10 protein-coding genes are annotated in these 14,831 nt (G+C 68.8%); 1 reads left to right on the top strand and 9 read right to left on the bottom strand.

Annotated elements, in window-relative coordinates:
• Window positions 1–548: 548 nt before the first annotated feature.
• From ACQEVG_RS21410 to ACQEVG_RS21400, 3 genes are read right to left on the bottom strand one after another with little or no spacing between them, the layout of a single operon-like run.
• Window positions 549–794: a hypothetical protein gene (locus tag ACQEVG_RS21410; RefSeq protein WP_432986368.1), complete on the bottom strand. Its 246-nt coding sequence runs from the start codon at window positions 792–794 to the stop codon at window positions 549–551.
• A 13-nt stretch (window positions 795–807) separates the two neighbouring features.
• On the bottom strand, window positions 808–1,074 hold the full coding sequence (locus ACQEVG_RS21405) for a holin (protein WP_432986366.1): 267 nt from the start codon (window positions 1,072–1,074) through the stop codon (window positions 808–810).
• Window positions 1,075–1,099: 25 nt separating this feature from the next.
• A complete protein-coding gene (locus ACQEVG_RS21400) occupies window positions 1,100–1,975 on the bottom strand; it encodes a peptidoglycan-binding protein (RefSeq protein WP_432986364.1) in 876 nt (291 codons plus the stop codon).
• A gap of 254 nt (window positions 1,976–2,229) precedes the next feature.
• Here ACQEVG_RS21400 and ACQEVG_RS21395 point away from each other — a divergent pair, with 254 nt between their 5' ends.
• Window positions 2,230–3,168, top strand: coding sequence for a hypothetical protein (locus tag ACQEVG_RS21395; protein ID WP_432986362.1), 939 nt, complete (start codon window positions 2,230–2,232; stop codon window positions 3,166–3,168).
• Between the two features lie 47 nt (window positions 3,169–3,215).
• Here the strand turns inward: ACQEVG_RS21395 and ACQEVG_RS21390 are convergent, their stop codons facing one another.
• Genes ACQEVG_RS21390 through ACQEVG_RS21365 form a run of 6 tightly spaced genes read right to left on the bottom strand, consistent with a single transcriptional unit; the run spans window position 3,216 to window position 14,815 of the window.
• Window positions 3,216–4,547, bottom strand: coding sequence for a glycoside hydrolase family 6 protein (locus ACQEVG_RS21390; RefSeq protein WP_432986360.1), 1,332 nt, complete (start codon window positions 4,545–4,547; stop codon window positions 3,216–3,218).
• A gap of 22 nt (window positions 4,548–4,569) precedes the next feature.
• Entirely contained in the window at window positions 4,570–6,849 is a 2,280-nt protein-coding gene (locus ACQEVG_RS21385) for a hypothetical protein (protein ID WP_432986358.1), read from the bottom strand.
• A gap of 4 nt (window positions 6,850–6,853) precedes the next feature.
• Complete coding sequence (locus ACQEVG_RS21380; RefSeq protein WP_432986356.1) at window positions 6,854–7,954, bottom strand: hypothetical protein; 1,101 nt, start codon at window positions 7,952–7,954, stop codon at window positions 6,854–6,856.
• Window positions 7,951–8,880, bottom strand: coding sequence for a hypothetical protein (locus ACQEVG_RS21375; RefSeq protein ID WP_432986354.1), 930 nt, complete (start codon window positions 8,878–8,880; stop codon window positions 7,951–7,953). Before ACQEVG_RS21375 ends, ACQEVG_RS21380 begins: the two co-directional genes overlap by 4 nt.
• 17 nt (window positions 8,881–8,897) lie before the next feature.
• Complete coding sequence (locus tag ACQEVG_RS21370) at window positions 8,898–9,791, bottom strand: hypothetical protein (protein WP_432986352.1); 894 nt, start codon at window positions 9,789–9,791, stop codon at window positions 8,898–8,900.
• Window positions 9,791–14,815 (bottom strand): phage tail tape measure protein, encoded by a 5,025-nt coding sequence (locus ACQEVG_RS21365; RefSeq protein WP_432986350.1) that lies wholly within the window; start codon window positions 14,813–14,815, stop codon window positions 9,791–9,793. The genes ACQEVG_RS21370 and ACQEVG_RS21365 overlap by 1 nt, the downstream gene beginning before the upstream one ends.
• Between the last annotated feature and the right edge of the window lie 16 nt (window positions 14,816–14,831).

The raw sequence follows: 14,831 nt of genomic DNA, 5'->3' as shown, positions 1-14,831 counted from the left end.
CGCAGCGTTGATCAGAAGCCGCAACATCTCGCCCCCCTTGCCCGACGAGCGGCTACCTCATTTGGGGCGCTGCGCCGCCTGATCAACGAGCGTCGTCCGGGTGCTTGTGCATTTGCAGGGGCCGAGGAAGAAGGAAGACGCCCTTGAGTGAGGCGTGCCTACACCCTTACCCTGACCACCTCTTTCCTTTGTGGGAGGGCGCCCCGGGATCTGACTCGCACTCTGCCCGGGGCGCTGCCACCTCTGTTGCTGGCCTGCAGCCCTTACAGGGACGAGCGGGAGCCACCTTGGCTGCGGTGGCAGAGCAGGCGGAGGCCAGGAGACTTTCTTCAGAGTTCCGTCAACGTCCGCTGTCGGTGACGAGGACGGACTGAGGAGATGAACAGCGAGCTGGCCCCCAAGCAGGCAATGCCCGCGAGGAAACACATCCAGACCGCCCCGGCAATTCCGAGAAGTACGGCTACTGCAAGGCCGACTAGCGTCACCACGGCGTATCCGACGGCGTCCCACATTCACCCCTCGGCTCCTCTGTAGTCAGTCCGGTGCCGTCAGCGGTCCATCGCAGACCAGATAGCGACGCAGAGAGCCGCGAGGCCCGTGAGCGTGCTGATAGTGGGAAGAGGCCAGCGACTGCGTTCAAGCGCGGTGACTCGGGCATCCAGTTCTTCGACGTCCTTGTCGATCTGGTCAGATCGCTGTACCAGGAGCGCGAGTTGGCCGTCGATACGTGCCAGCCCGACTTCGAGGGCGCGGCGGAGTTCGGCGAGCTCCAGGGCGACCTCTCCGTCGGGCAATGCTCTTCTCCTGTCAGCTGATGGCGGTGGAGGCCGGATCGCTCTTGGCCGGGAGCCACGACGCTGTGCCGGACCGGCCGAGCAGGGAACCGACTGCACCCTTCACCACGGCGAGGCCCGCAGGGATCGCGGCGATGCCCGCCGACTCGAACGCGGACAGGGTGATCACGTTGGTCGTACCGGCCGCGAGAAGGATGCCGAGGAACGCCTCGACGTACGTGAGGACGGCGCGCTCGGTGATATCGGCGAGCAGCTTTGGGGTGTTGTTGATGGCGACCATGGACTGGGTCCTCTCGAAACGTGGATCAGGACTTGGGGACGCGGAGCTTGGCCCAGCTGGTCGGGCCCGGGGTGCCGTCGGTGTCGCTGCCGGAGTAGCCGAGCTTGTGCTGCCAAGCCGCGTAGGAGCGGCGATCGGCCTCGGTCCAGCGCGGGCCGGGGCCCTTGCTGTACTTGCCGCACCCTTCCGCGACGAGCCGCTTGCCCATCGCGGTGATCAGGGCCGAGCGGCGGCCGGTGCGGAAGTAGTCGGCGCCGGGGAACGGGGCGTACTCCGGCTTGTGCTCCGTGGGCTTGGGGCTTGTCGGCTTGCCGTCGAGGAGCCTTGCGACGGCGGTGCGGAAGCCATCCATAGCGATGCCCGCGGGGTCCGGCTTTCCGGGCTGCCACTCCTTGTGTGCGATGACCGAGCGTGCGCTCCAACTGTGTGCGCGGCACAGGGCGGCGCTGATCTTGTGCATGGCGACGAGCTGGGCCTCAGGCCACTCCTGACCGCCGCCGGTGTTGATGCATTCGAAGCCGTAGAAGTGGGGGTTACCGTCGGCGTCGGCCTCGTTGTCCAGCGGCAGGTCCTTCTCTGCGATGACGGCCTTCAGGACGTCGCCGTCACCCGCCCCGGCATGGTTGGCGCGGCCATAGCCGACGAGGTGCACCGTGCCGGAGCGGTCGATCACGCCGTGGCACAGTGGCCCAGGCAGCGAGGTGTAGCCGGTGCGGCAGAGCTCCACCATGCTGGCCTCGGTGGAGTACGGGCCGGTGTGGTGGATCATGACCCCGTGGATCGGACCCCAGGCACCCTTGTGGTTGCGGTTGTGGGTACGCCAACTGCCGTGCTCGACGACGCGGACGCCGGACTTCTTCAGGATGGCGAGGAACTGGTCTGCAGATAGTGGCTGGGCCACTTCGGGACTCTTTCTCCCCCACGCCTCCGTTACGTCTTCCGACCAGGAACCATCTGGCGGTCCCCCGGCAAGGCAGTCGCCTTGAAGCGCTGAAGCAAGTCGCCAGAGAGGAGGGTCGCCCGGGCGGGCGGAGCCTAATGCATGGCGCGTCGCTGTGTCCGGCGTTGGAGATGACCGGGCCGACAGGGCCGTGGCCTCTGGGATCGTCATCGGCAAGCAGAGGCCGCACCATGCAAGTAGATAGAGACTCACAGATGCCGAACTCAGTTGCTCGTGAGGGACGGTGCCCCCAGGAAGTCACTTCCGCGGCGCCGACCGCAGTTCAACGACGGCTCCCCGGGGCTGCGACGCCACGTGAGGAAGCCCTGCGGGAGTACCAGGACTTCAATGCCAAGCGCCGCAGCCGCATTCCGGCGGCCTTGTGGCCGTTCTGGGCTCCGGACCCGGAGCAGTTCTATCGGTGGCGAGTCCAACTTGAGTGTGGTTGCATCACCGAAGTCCTGACAAACGGCAGCGAAAAGCTGCCAGCCGAGGGGCAGGGGTACGATCCCCTTCACAAGGGACGGCTTCCGGCAGGGCAGGTGCGCTGCTCACATGACGACCCGCCGCCCGCACCGTACCGGAACATTGTCGCGTGGGGAGAGCGCAGAGAAGTCTCCTTTCCCGCGGACCCCGTCGAACCACCTGACTGGACAGACGCGGAAAGCTGGGCTGTGATCCGCCACGATGAGCCGCACACCTCGGCGTTCTGGACCGTGACGCTGTCCTGCGGGCATCTCACCGAGGTCGTAGCCCCAGACCTCCAGTGGAAGCCGACGAACGGTCCCAAAAGGGCCATCGCCAAGCGGCTGCCGAAGATGAAGGCAGCCTTCGAGGAATTCTGGGCGTCGGACCCGGAGGGCCAAGATGAGCACAAACGCGAGCACACGAGGCGGATGCTCGAGGACGGCTGGCCGTGTCCGAGGCCCGAGCAGCAGTGTCATACCTGCTCCTGGGCCAAGTGGATCGTGGCTTACCAGCGTGTCGGTTGGCTCGTCCCACGGAAGCCGGAACCGAAGCAACCGAAAACGCCGAAACCTCCATCTCGTGCGAGCCTGCAGCGTCGTCTCCGCCAGGCTGAGGTAGAAGCCAAGCAGCTGCGGGAGCAGCTATCTGAGCTCGATGAAGAGACCGCCTCAGAGAAGAACAGCTGACGAACAATAGACCGTGGCCGCAGTGTGCTACTGGGCCCGGCTGCCGTCTACGTGCCATCGATCAACCGCTCCGCGAGATACGGGGAGAACGTGCCCGCGGGGATCCCCTCGCCGATGCCGCCGGAGCCGTCCGAGTCGCCCGGGACCTTGATCCAGAGCAAGTAGTCGGCACCTGCGACACCAATCGAGGAGGGGACGCCGAGGCGGCGGCCGGCTGGGTTGCACCAGTCGACGTGCTGTCCGTCGGCGTTCATCGCGCCATTCCCGTTCCGGGAGGTGTCCACAACGAACCCCGCCCCCGGAACGCCAAGGCGGCCGAGCTCGGCGGTGATCTGGGCGGCGTACGTGCAGCAGATGTCGATCGCGTCGAAGTTGGCGACGTTCACCGCGAAGCCGCGGGTGTGAGCGATACCTGCGTCCTTCAGGAGGGTGGCCATCTGGGCGGGGCGGATCCAGGTGGCGTTTCCGCCGTCGAGGTAGACAGTGGTGGCAGGCAGAGTGCCCAGCGTCTGCGCGGCGTACGAGACCAGGCCGACGCGTTCGGCGCGGGCCGCGTCACTGGGGAGGTTGCCGAGTTGGGCGAGGGAGTCCGGCTCGACGATGACGAGCGCGGGGCGGTCGGCGATGCCTGCGGCGGCTGACTCGATCCACGTTCGGTACGCCTCCGGTGAGGGTGCGCCGCCGGAGCTCTGGCCGCCGTTGTCGCGGTTGTACATGTTGTAGAGCGTGGTGATCGGTAGCTGGCCCTTGGCGGCCGCGGCCGCCACGTACGCATCGATGTCGGTCTTGACGTCCCCGTTCCAGTCGCCGAACCAGCGTGCTCCGGGGCGCCGTACCAGGGCGCGCTCGATCTTCTTGGCGCGCGGGTCGTCAGGGTTGGCGGCCAGCCACTTCGCCGCGTTGGAATGCGGGTCGTCGTAGAGCCCCTCGTCAACGGTGGAGCACGTGAGCCGGATTTCGGTGAGGTACACGGTCACGGCGGTGGACTGGCCGAACTGGAAGGAGATCTGCCCTGTAGACGTGTCCAGCGGGCACCTGAAGGGGAACGTGAAGCAGGTGTCCGCGTTGCCCAGCATCACGGTCTTGTCGATCGCCGAGGTCCAGGGATCGGCGCCGAGCCCGACCTGCATCCGCAGCGTGGTGCCGGCCTGGCTTGCCCGGGCTGTGAAGGTCAGGGTGTAGCGGCAGCCGGGGCGCAGTAGCAGGTTGTCCTGGCCGACCAGGGCGTCCCACAGGTTGACCGCGTCGGTCGTGGCGGTGGCCTCCAGGCCGGTGTCGGGCGCAGCGACGGCGACGTACGCCGGATCGCCGGTCCACCAGTTGGTCGTGCCGTTGCTGAAGGTGCCGTTGACGATCAGGTCCCCGTAGCGTTCGGGCACTACAACTCCCCTCGGTAGGCTGTCATTTGGTGTAGGTGACGCGGAGCTTGGGCGGGTAGGTCTGGCCCACACCGCGGGCGCGCCCGTAGGAGATGCGGTTGCTGGAATTGGGATCCAGCGCGATTCCCCGCCACTTGGTCGAATCGAAAACCGCAGTGATATCCACCCACTTGCCCTGGTTGCGGGACCAAGAGATGCTCTTCGCCTCGGTGTCGCAGGAGTACTTGGCGGGCCGGGAGGCGTGTGAGTGCGCCCGGATCACGGCTGTGCCGCCGCTGGCGTAGTACCAGTGCTCGAAGTAGAGGTAGATCTCCGCCTTCTGGATCGTCGCTCCGGACAGGTCCGTAGCCAGCTGCGCGGGGAAGCCGATCAGGCTCGCTTGTACGCCGTTGTTCGAGCTGTAGTAGCCCTGCATGCAACTGTTGCCGTAGTAGCTGTTGTAGCCGGATCGATTCGCGTACGAGCCGGACCAGGAGGCGGAGTAGGTCTTCGTGTAGGTCGTCTTCGGCGGGATGGTGGTGCCTCTGCCGTCGTTGTACTGACCGGTGGGCGGGAGGTACGGGCCGATGTCCTCGACGTACATGAGGCCCGGATAGCTGGCGCCGCCGAACAGCCGTGCGGTCTGCTCGCTGGGGCCGCCCTGGCAGCGAAAGGTGACCAGCAGCCGGTGCTGTCCGGCACCGAAGTCGGACCCGGAGCGCACTGTCTCCATGCGGACGCGGCGGATGCCGTTGGTGGGCATCGGGTAGATGGCGGACTGAATCTGCGGGGACGAGATCGTCGGTGTGCTCGCGCCGCCGTCCTTGAGAGCGAGGACGAGTTCGCCGCCCGCGACGGAGGGGGCTGCGTAGCAGTCCAGGACGACCCGGTACAGGCGGCTGGCGTCGGCCTCGAAGGCCAGCTCGGTGAAGCCGTAGTCGGTGGTGCCCGCGGTGATGGCGCTGGTCTGGTAGTGGACAGCTGCCAGACCACGGGCTTGTTGGCCGAGCAGCGCCGTCACCGGGTCACCGCCGACCGTCAGCTCCCCGGCCACCGCCAGGTCGGCGAACCCGGCGTTTCCCGCGCTGTCGATGGTCGCCACCGCCTGACCACTGCTGCGCAGCGTCAGGTACTGCGGGGCGCCGGTGACGAGAGAGACCGCGGTCTCGCCCGTCTCGTCGTACAGCCGCAGCCCGTCGGGACCGACTTCCGCTCGGGCTCCGCCAACCACGCGGCCGAAGATGCTGTGGGCTTCGGCGTTGTCGAAGACCGCCCAGCCGCTCGTGGCCGCGGACGCCTCCAAGGCGAGCACCGCCTGGGTGGTGCCCTGCGGGGCGGCGACCTGTCCGGTGATGCGCTGCCACATGCCTGGCACGGCGCCAATCTTCTCCACCACGCCGTAGCCGAGCACGGTCCCGGCCGCGTTCTCCCAGCGGGCGAGGATCTTCACGGCCTGGGCGTCGAGATCGTCTGAGACAAGTACGTCGACCGCAAGGTACAGCTGGGCGCCAGCCAGTACCGGCACCGTTGCGAGCGGCAGCGTGAAGTACGTCGCCGTCTCTGCAAGGCAGTCCACCCGTACGCCGACGCCGGTACGGTTGCCGCGCGCCAGCGACCAGGGTGCCCCGGCCGCGGCGACGGCGCCCACGATCACGACGCCCTCGAAGCCGGGATCCGGAACCAGGTTGGTGCCCTGGCCGACCGCGATCCGGTCCGGAGTAATCGAACCGACCGCCAGGTGCTGGGTAGCGATGGCACCGACCGCAATGTGCCCCTGCTGGATCACGCCGTTGCCCAGGTCGCCCGATGCCGCGCGACGCGCCGCCGTACGGACTGCGCCCGAGGGGAGGCTGGGGGTCCCGGAGGTGTTCACCGCGACCAGGCCCACCCAGATGTCGCCGTAGTAGTTCACGGCGAGCGTGACCGAAGAGCCGGACGCCGCCTCGATCGTCGCGGCAGGCCACATCACGTCCGGCTGCGCATCCGCCGACGTCAGCAGGTGCACCTGCACCCGCGACAGATCCAGGGGCGCCGCGTCCGCCTCTGCGAAGCCGCCGTCCCACGTGATGCTCAGGCCGCCGAGGACCGGTTCCACCTGCGGAGCAGAAGGGATGGGCGGCCGAGGCCCGTTCACCGCGATCACACCGCTCGAGCCGTCCGACTGCTGGCCGATCACGGCGCGCAGCGATCCGCCAACGTCGTAAACCTCGACCGCGCCGTCCTCGATGGAGGAGTAGGCGAGGCGGGAGGTGCGGGTCTGCTGGGCGAGGCGGCGCTCGAGATCGGCGATGCGGGCTGCGAGGCGCGCCAGGTCGTTGGCCATGGCGTCAGCCCCCGTAGGTGAAGCGGTCGGCGCGGGCGAGGGTGAGGGTGATGCGTTCGGGGTCGTCGCCCTGGGGTGGGCGCAGGGTCCAGCCGGTGATGCGGCACCAGCCGTCGAAGTCTGACCACTGGTCGTGCAGGGACACCCGTACGTCGTCGCCGATTTGCCAGCTGCCGACCCGGGCCGCTGGGTGGTCGTTGATCTGGATCTCGGTGACCTGGCCGAGGATCTGGCGGGAGGTGCGTTCGGTGCGGGCCCGGGCGGCGAGCCGATCGTTGGACTTCTCGGCCGGAGCGTCGAGGACGTGCTCCAGACGGAGGCGCCCGTTGCGGATGGCGTCGATGGCGCGGCGGCGGCCGCGGCCCTCGCCGGCGCCGAAGGCGATGACGATCTGGGCGTAGCTGTCGGCGTCGTACGTCACTGGGACCGTGGTGGCGACGTTGATTCCGGAGGTGAAGGAGATGTCGGTGCGGCGGGTGCCGAGGCGGGGCCAGCCGAGCCGGATCCGCCCGACTGGTCTGCCTGCGGCGGTGGACCAGTCGGTGGTCTCGGTCCACTCAGGGCCGCCTTCGATCTGCGTCATGTCGTCCACGACCTCGCCGAGGACCGGGGCCTCCCACCAATCGGTGTGAAACGGCTCGGCAGGGGTGCCGGCCTTGGCCCTGCTAGCCGTGGAATCCACTGTCACGCCGAGGTCGCCGTCGGGCTGGGACTGCGCGTACGACCAGACGTCCCGGATGACCTGGCAGGGGTCGGCGTGCGTGTACGGGCCCCGGCCGTTCAGGTTGCCGTGCACGTCGTGGCGGCGGTGCAGGTAGCTGCCCCATCCGGCGGCCTCGATCGGGTACGAGCTGCCCTGGGGCTCGGCGCGCCAGATCAGCCCGCCCCACAGCAGGGTGTGGTCGCGTTCGGCGGTCAGCACCGTGTTGCCGGGGTCGAGCTGGGCGGGGAGCAGGTGGGCAAAGCGTTGTGCCAGGGTGGCGGAGAGGCCGCCCGCGGCGTTGAGCGCGAGGCCGAATTCCACGTCGGACAACGGGAGATCGGCCGCGAGCAGGTCGCCGGTGAGCACGTGGCGGGTTTGGTAGCGGTAGGCCGGCATGCTCACACCACGCCCTCGGTGAACTCGACGTCGCAGATGAACGTCGTGGCACCGTCGACCACCAAGTCCCCAGTCTCGGACTTGTACATGTACGTCTCGGCGTAGACAGGCACGCTGGTGCCGCGCAGCGTGGCAGGGACAGCGAGGGCGTCGGCGACGACGACAGTGTTGCGGCGGGTGCCCGTGCCCTGGTCGTCGTCGATGGCGATGTGCTGACCGGTCGTGCTGCCGAGGACGTTGCGCATCAGCGCGAAGACATCGGCTCTGCGAAGTGCCAGCCCGGTGATGGTTGTGACGATCTTGGCGCTGGTCGCCCAGGAGGGCACAGGAAGGTTCCATCGAGCGGCAGTTGGCCAAACATGCCACTTGTTGTCGGAGTAGCCCAGGGTAGAGGAGGCGCTCGGGAACGCGGTGTAGAGCCTGCGGTCCCGGCGCGGGTTCGCGACCTGGCGCACGTCCTTGATCATCGAGTTGGTGATGACCGAAGTGTTCGCCGGGATATCAATGCGAGCGAGCGGGATCGCGGTCATCCCGGACGGTGGCACGGTTGCGGTGGCGGAGACGTTGGAGACAGCGTGGAAGAAGCCGATCTCGTCGGTTTCCGGGTTGCGGGTGCCCTCGAACTCCGGGTCTTCGACGCGGAGTACGAGTAGGTCGGAGCGGGCGCTCGCGCCGGTGGGGGCGATGGGGACGGTGGCGTCGCCGACGTTGTACTGGGTGTAGGAGCCCTGGCCCCACGCCGCGCCCCGGATCACCCCGGAGCCGTCGCCAACCCTCACGCCCGCGCCGGGGGTGGCCAGCTGGCTGACCTTTAGGTCGTTGCCTTCGGTGACGCCCTGGGAGCCGCGGGCGAGGTCGCGGACCATCATCCGGAAGGCGCGGGCGGCGTGGGTGCCGCCGTGGGTGAGCAGCGGCGGGTTGATCAGCGTCATACGGGTGCGTCCTCCGGTCACAGGGCGGCGTAGGCCGCGCGCCAGGTCACGGCCAGCCGGGTGGTGTTGGTGTAGTCGCGGGCGGTCCACCACAGCTCGCTGGTGCCGGGCGGGATGGTGAAGGTGTCGAGACGGGAGGCTGGGGAGAGGGCGGGGGCGAGGTTGCCGGTGCCGTTCTTCAAGGCCCAGCGGGTTCCGGGACGGGTCTCGATGTCCGCGTACTCCCCGGCCTTGAGGGAGGCAACAAGCTCGATCACCCGCCCCGATTCGACGTGCCGGATACGGGGGTTGGTGCACGGGCCGGTGATCCGAAGCGACGGCCAGGCCGGAAGATCGCCCTCGTTGGCCGCCCAGCCGCGGCGCTCGTCGGGGATGGCGACGCCGGTGGTCAACGGCGCGACGAGGGGGGCGCGGAACCCACCGAGCCCGTCGGCAGAGAGCGCGAGGGTCACAGCGGAGGCGTCGTCGGCGTGGAAGCGTGGATCGAGGGCGGCGAACTCGACGTCCAAGGGGATCCAGCCGTGCAGGGTGCTGGTGGTGCTGGTGGCCTCGACGCGGCGCAGCCGTCCGTACAGGCGGCGGGTCGTCCGGCCGGGCCAGCGCAGCCGCAGCGCGGCATCGGCGCCCGGCGATTTGCGTACCGTCGGGTCGTTCGCAGCGCGCTGCAGCTGGGCGAGGATGTCGAGGGCGCGCGCCGGGTCGGCCGGTGTGCGGATCCCTGCTTCGATTCGGATGGTGCGCGGCCCGTACAGGTCGACGCCCGCAAACGCCCCGTCATCCACAGGGTTCTCCACATCCTGGGACCGAAGATCGGGCACGCCGAGTCCCTCTACTTCGCTGACCAGAATGTCCGATCCTGGCCCGAGGAGAACTCCCGCCAGCTCGATCTGCCACTCGTCGAGTTCGGCCATCACAACCGCCCTCCTCGCTGGGCACTGCGCAGGCGGCGCATCACTTCGGCGCCGATCTGGTGCGGGGTGGCGGAGGTGGCCGAGACGGTGACCGGCATGGTGCCGATCAGCGGCTGCTGCTCGCGGACCACCACGACCTGCACGGCACCCGTCGGGCGGGCATCGACCGTGCTCACCGGCGCTGTCTCCTGTGCAGACGGGGAAAGTTGGAGGCCGAAGCGACCCGCGACATCGCCGAGGACAGCGGTCGCCGAGGCGCGCTTGCTCGCGGCGAGCGGGATGAACGCCTCACCGCCGGTGCTGGCCTCCGCGAACTTGATCAGCGCCGTCGGTGAGGAGTAGATGCCGGGCTCCCACACACCACCGTTCGCATACGCCAGACCCTTGGTCGCTTTCGCAAGGTCGGCGAGGAACTGGTGCGCGCGCGAGCCGAGGACGGACTTGATGCGCGACTGACCGAGGGAAGCCACCTCGATGATCCGGTCTTCCTCGAGGCCAGTCGTGTCGGCGACTTTGTGGATACCGGTGGTGCCGGTCTTGATCGCGGAGATGATGGTGAGCAGGTCGGCCAGGTCCTCGGCGGCCAGGGTCTTGGCGGCAGCCTTCGCGGCGTCATTGGCCTGCTTCGCCTTCTTCTGGTCCCGCACCGCCTCGGCTGCCAGATGCGCGGCATCCTCATCGCCCTGCTCGGCGAGCATCGCGGCGAGATCGCCGTAGCCGAGGGCAGCGAGGCGGGCGAGGTTCTTCTCGAAGCCGGCCTGGTCCTTCGCGGCGTCCTTGAGCTGTGTGGTGAATTCGCTGAGGGAGGCGCGAGCGCTGGCGGCGAGTTTGTCCAGCTCCTTGGCCATCTGCCGTACGTAACTGCTGGAGCCGGAGGCCATCTTGCGGGTCAGCGCGATGCCGTCCTCGCCCATGTCGGCTAGCGCGTCGGCCACATCCTGGCCGGCGCGGCGGGCGACGGTGGCGAGGTCCTTGCGCCACTGGACTGCCACCTTGTTCGACACCTTGAGCTTCTTGGTGAAGGTGGCGAGGTTGAAGCGGCCCTTGCTGCCAGTGGCTTCCGAGGCGATCCCCGAGAGCGTGTAGAGGCTCGGCGGGGTGTAGTCGAACCCGGACAGCCCGCCGTTCGCGTACCAGGTGACGTCGCCGCCGAAGCGGGTGACAACCTCCTCTACGATCGCCTTGCTGCGCCCGCGCTTGCCGGCGGCGAGCGGTACGTACGCCTCTCCCCCGGTCTCCGGTTCGCCCCAGATACGCCAGGACCCGGCCGGGGCGATCTGCGCGACGTGACGCTCACGCCGTGCGCCCCGTACGCCTCCGTTCGCGTAGTAGTCGACGACCGCACCGTCGGCGCGGGCCTGGATCGCGTCAGGGATGCCGTTGGCATCCGTGTCCCAGGAGGTCGGCTTGAGGAAGACGCCGACGCCGACGTTGCGGCCGGTGATGTTGTTGATCGCGCTCTGGATGCTGCCGAGCGCGTCGATCGGGGCCTGGGTGGGGACGGTGATCTCGGCCTTGCCCTTCGGCAGGGTCTTGACCTTGAACCCGAGCTGTTCCAGCGCGGTGCGCGCGGCCGCGGTCGGGGCGTAGACGGTGACGGTCTTCGCGCCGGGGGTCGCGCGCAGCTCTTCCTGGACCGACCGGAGGGAGGCGACGGCGGCCGCGGTCGCCGCACTGACCTTCACGTTCTTGCCGTCCGGTACAGCGGCGAGCTGATCGATCAGTGTCTTCAGGGCCGCGCGGGCTCCCTTGGTGGGCGCCGTGATCTTGATCTGGCGAGTGCCGGCAACGGTCTCAAGGGTGAAGCCGAGGTCCTTGAGGCTCTTCTGTGCCTCCTCGCTTACATCGTCCACCCGGATCGTGGCGGCCTTCGGAAACCGGTCGAACTCCGCTTGGACTGCGAGGAGTTGCGCGAGCGTGGAGTCCATGCCTTCGGTCTCCAGCAGCAGCGATACTTTCGACGGCATGAGTCCGAGGCTGTCCGCTACCCCCTCGGCTTCCTTGCGGGTCAGCCCGTAGCCCTGGGCGGCCTTGATGGCCGCCTCGCGGGCCTTGTCCATCTGCTCACGCGCAGCGGCCAGGGATTCGGGCAGCGTCTTGTTGTTCTGCTGGGCGAGCGCGTATGCGGATACCGAGGCGTCCGCGGCGGCATCGCTGAGCGAGGTGAGCGACTGGTAGAGCTGCTGGCCGTTGCGGGTGGCGGTGTTCAGCGAGCCGTTGTTGCCGACCAGGGCTTTGCCGAAGCCGTCTGCCTTGTCGATCCCGTCGGCCAGGGCCTCGTTCACGTCGAGGATCGCGTTGTTCACGCGTGCTTCGGCGGCCTGCAGGGAGATGCTGCCGCCGGAGAGCAGGTCGAGGGCGTCCTTGAGGGCGCGGGTGCGTGTGTCGGCGTCCGCGGTCTTGTCGGCGAGGGCCCCGACGGCGGTCTTGAGCCGGTCGTACGCGCTCGCGCCATTCTTCGTGGCACTGTCGACGTCGGCGAGGCGCTTGGCGTTCTTTGCCGACGCGGCCATCTCGTCCTTGACCTCGCCGAGGGCGTCGGCGGCATGCTTGGCCTTCAGACCGGTGTCGGTGTACGTCTTCGCCGCGCCGCCCTGCGTGGCGATCCACTGGACGTTGGCCTCGGCGGTGGCGTTCAGCTCCGTCTGGAGCTCTTCCAGCGAACGGCCCTGGCCCAGGTAGACGTCGGTAAGTTCGGTCATGGAGACACCGGCCCGTTCCATGACCTCGACAAGTCTCGCCTTGCCGTCGCGGACCTTCGTGTCCAGCAGCATCTGAGCGGCGGCCCGCCGCACGTTGTCATCGATGACCCCGCCGGACTCGCGCAGCGCATCGGTCAGCGTGCTCACCCGCTGCTGGTGCTCAGCCGCCGCACGGGCGGCCTTCTGTTGCTGGGAAGCCAGAAGCCCAAGCCCGAGGGTGACTCCGACCAGCGCGGCACCCCACGGGCCGCCCATGAACCCGACCAGCCCGGACATCGCTCCGCGCACTCCCACACCGGCTGCGCGGGCCATGCCGGTGAGCGTTCCGGTGAAGCCAGCCGCCGGGCCTTGCGCGCTGCGGAAGGCGGCGCCCATCTGACCGACGATCGGGATACGGGCCTGTAGTACGGAGAAGGCCGCGCCGAGCCGCCCGATCGACGTGCCGGTCGAGGCAGCCAGGGCCTGTTGAACACGCATTTGAGCGCCGAGGCTCTGCCACGCTCCGGTCAGCCGTCCACCGACGGTGGAGGCGAGCCCGCCCAGGGCGGGAGCGACCCGTCGGGCGAGGAACATTGCGGCGATTGCCGTCTGCACCGGACCCGGCAGGGCACCGAAGGCACGCACCAGCGTCCCGACGCTCTCGCCCACCGGAACCAGAACGGCGGACAGCCCGGCCACGGCAGATAATGCGAGGTTCGTGGTCGTGACGAGGATGTCCAGAGCGTTGGCCGCGCCACCGGACTCGCCTCCCAGCGAGCCGAGGGCATGAGCAACTGGCTGCGCGCCGTCGGCGGCGTTTTCCAGTACGTCACCAAGCGCGCGGGCCGCATTGATCAGCAGGTTCAGGCCGGAGGCGAGAGCGTGCTCGCCAAGCGCCTCGAGCGGGCCGAGGAGTTGTTCCGCCTCGTCGATCAGCCCGCCGAGACCGCTGCGTGCCCGGTTCTTTAGCTCGGGCCCGTACAGCGTCGCCAGGTCACGCCCGTACTCGATCGCCGCGACCAGGTACGGCGTCGCACCGGACAGGCCGTGCGTCATCAGCCGGGTCACGTGCTCCAGGCCCGGTGCCATCGCGTCGTACAGCGCGAGCCCGGTCTGCTTGGCCTGCTTCTCCAGCAGCGTCATCGCGCCGGACAGTCCCTGACCGCGGGCGGCGGTGATCTGCGCGGCCGCGCCGGATTCCCGTACGGCCAGCGACAGCGCGTCGAAGGAGTCCGTGCCCTGGTGCGCCATGGCGATCGCGCCGGACATGGCGGGCTTGCCGAAGCCGAGCTTCACCGCCTGGGTGAAGTCCTTCTGCGTCATCTCGTGTTGGGCGCGGGAGAGTTCCGCGATGACATAACGCAGGCCCTTGAAGCGGCCCTCGGCGGTCCACGCTTCGATGCCGAGGGCTTCGAAGCCGTCCTTCATCTGCTTGGTGGGGGCGGCAAGGTTGGCCATCATGCCGCGCAGCGCGGTGCCGGCGGTCTGGCCGAGGATGCCGGCCTTGCCGAGCATGCCGACGCCCGCAGCCGCGTCCTCCATGCTCACACCCAGTCCTGCGGCAACCGGCCCGGCGTAGCGCATGGCGTAGTAGATGTCGATGATGCCGCCGGAGGCGTTGTTGGCAGTCGCGGCGAGGATGTCGGCGGCTCGCCCGGCCTGATCGGCGCCGAGGCCGAACTGATCCATGATGTCGCCGAGGTACTTCGCGGAGTCTGCGGCGTTCACCCCGGCCGCGGAGGCGAGTTGGAGCGAGGCGCGCACCGCGCTGATCGCCTGGTCGGTACGGAAGCCCGCCTTCGCCAGCTCCACCATCGCCTCAGCCGCGTCGGCCGCGGTGGTGGTCGGCAGGTTGAGGTCCATGCCGAGCTGATTGGCCATCCATGCGGCGCGCTGCATCTGCGCAGCCGTGGCACCGGTCACGGCGGAGAAGATGTTCATCTGCCGCTGGTAGCGATTGCCCTCTTCCAGCAGCTGCCCGGTGCCCAGGACCAGTGCCCCGCCGGCGAGAAGCCGGGACAACGCGGCGACTTGCTGCCCAACACCCTTGAGTGACCGCTCGGCGCCGCTTGCCTCAGCGCTCGCACGGCGGAGACTGCCTCCCGCTTGGACGCCGTGGGTGCCGAGCGCGCCGAGTCGGGTTGCCGCCGTGTGGGCTCGATCGCCGAGCGCGTCGATCCGCTGGGCTGTGCGGCGGCTGGACGCGTCCAGCTGGGCCAGACGCCGGTCGAGGTCGCGGGTGCGGTGCCCGAAATCCGTTGCCGCTTGGGATGCAGCGCGGAGCCCGGAGATCAGGCTGTTGGCCTGCGCAGTCAGCTGGACGGTCAGGTTGTACGTCGGCACCCGCCCTCTTCACCTC

It is taken from the genome of Streptomyces sp. CA-135486, from assembly GCF_050936555.1.
Classification (GTDB): domain Bacteria; phylum Actinomycetota; class Actinomycetes; order Streptomycetales; family Streptomycetaceae; genus Streptomyces.
The sequence above is the reverse complement of the archived record's forward strand: the minus strand, read 5'-3'. Positions and strand labels throughout refer to the sequence as shown.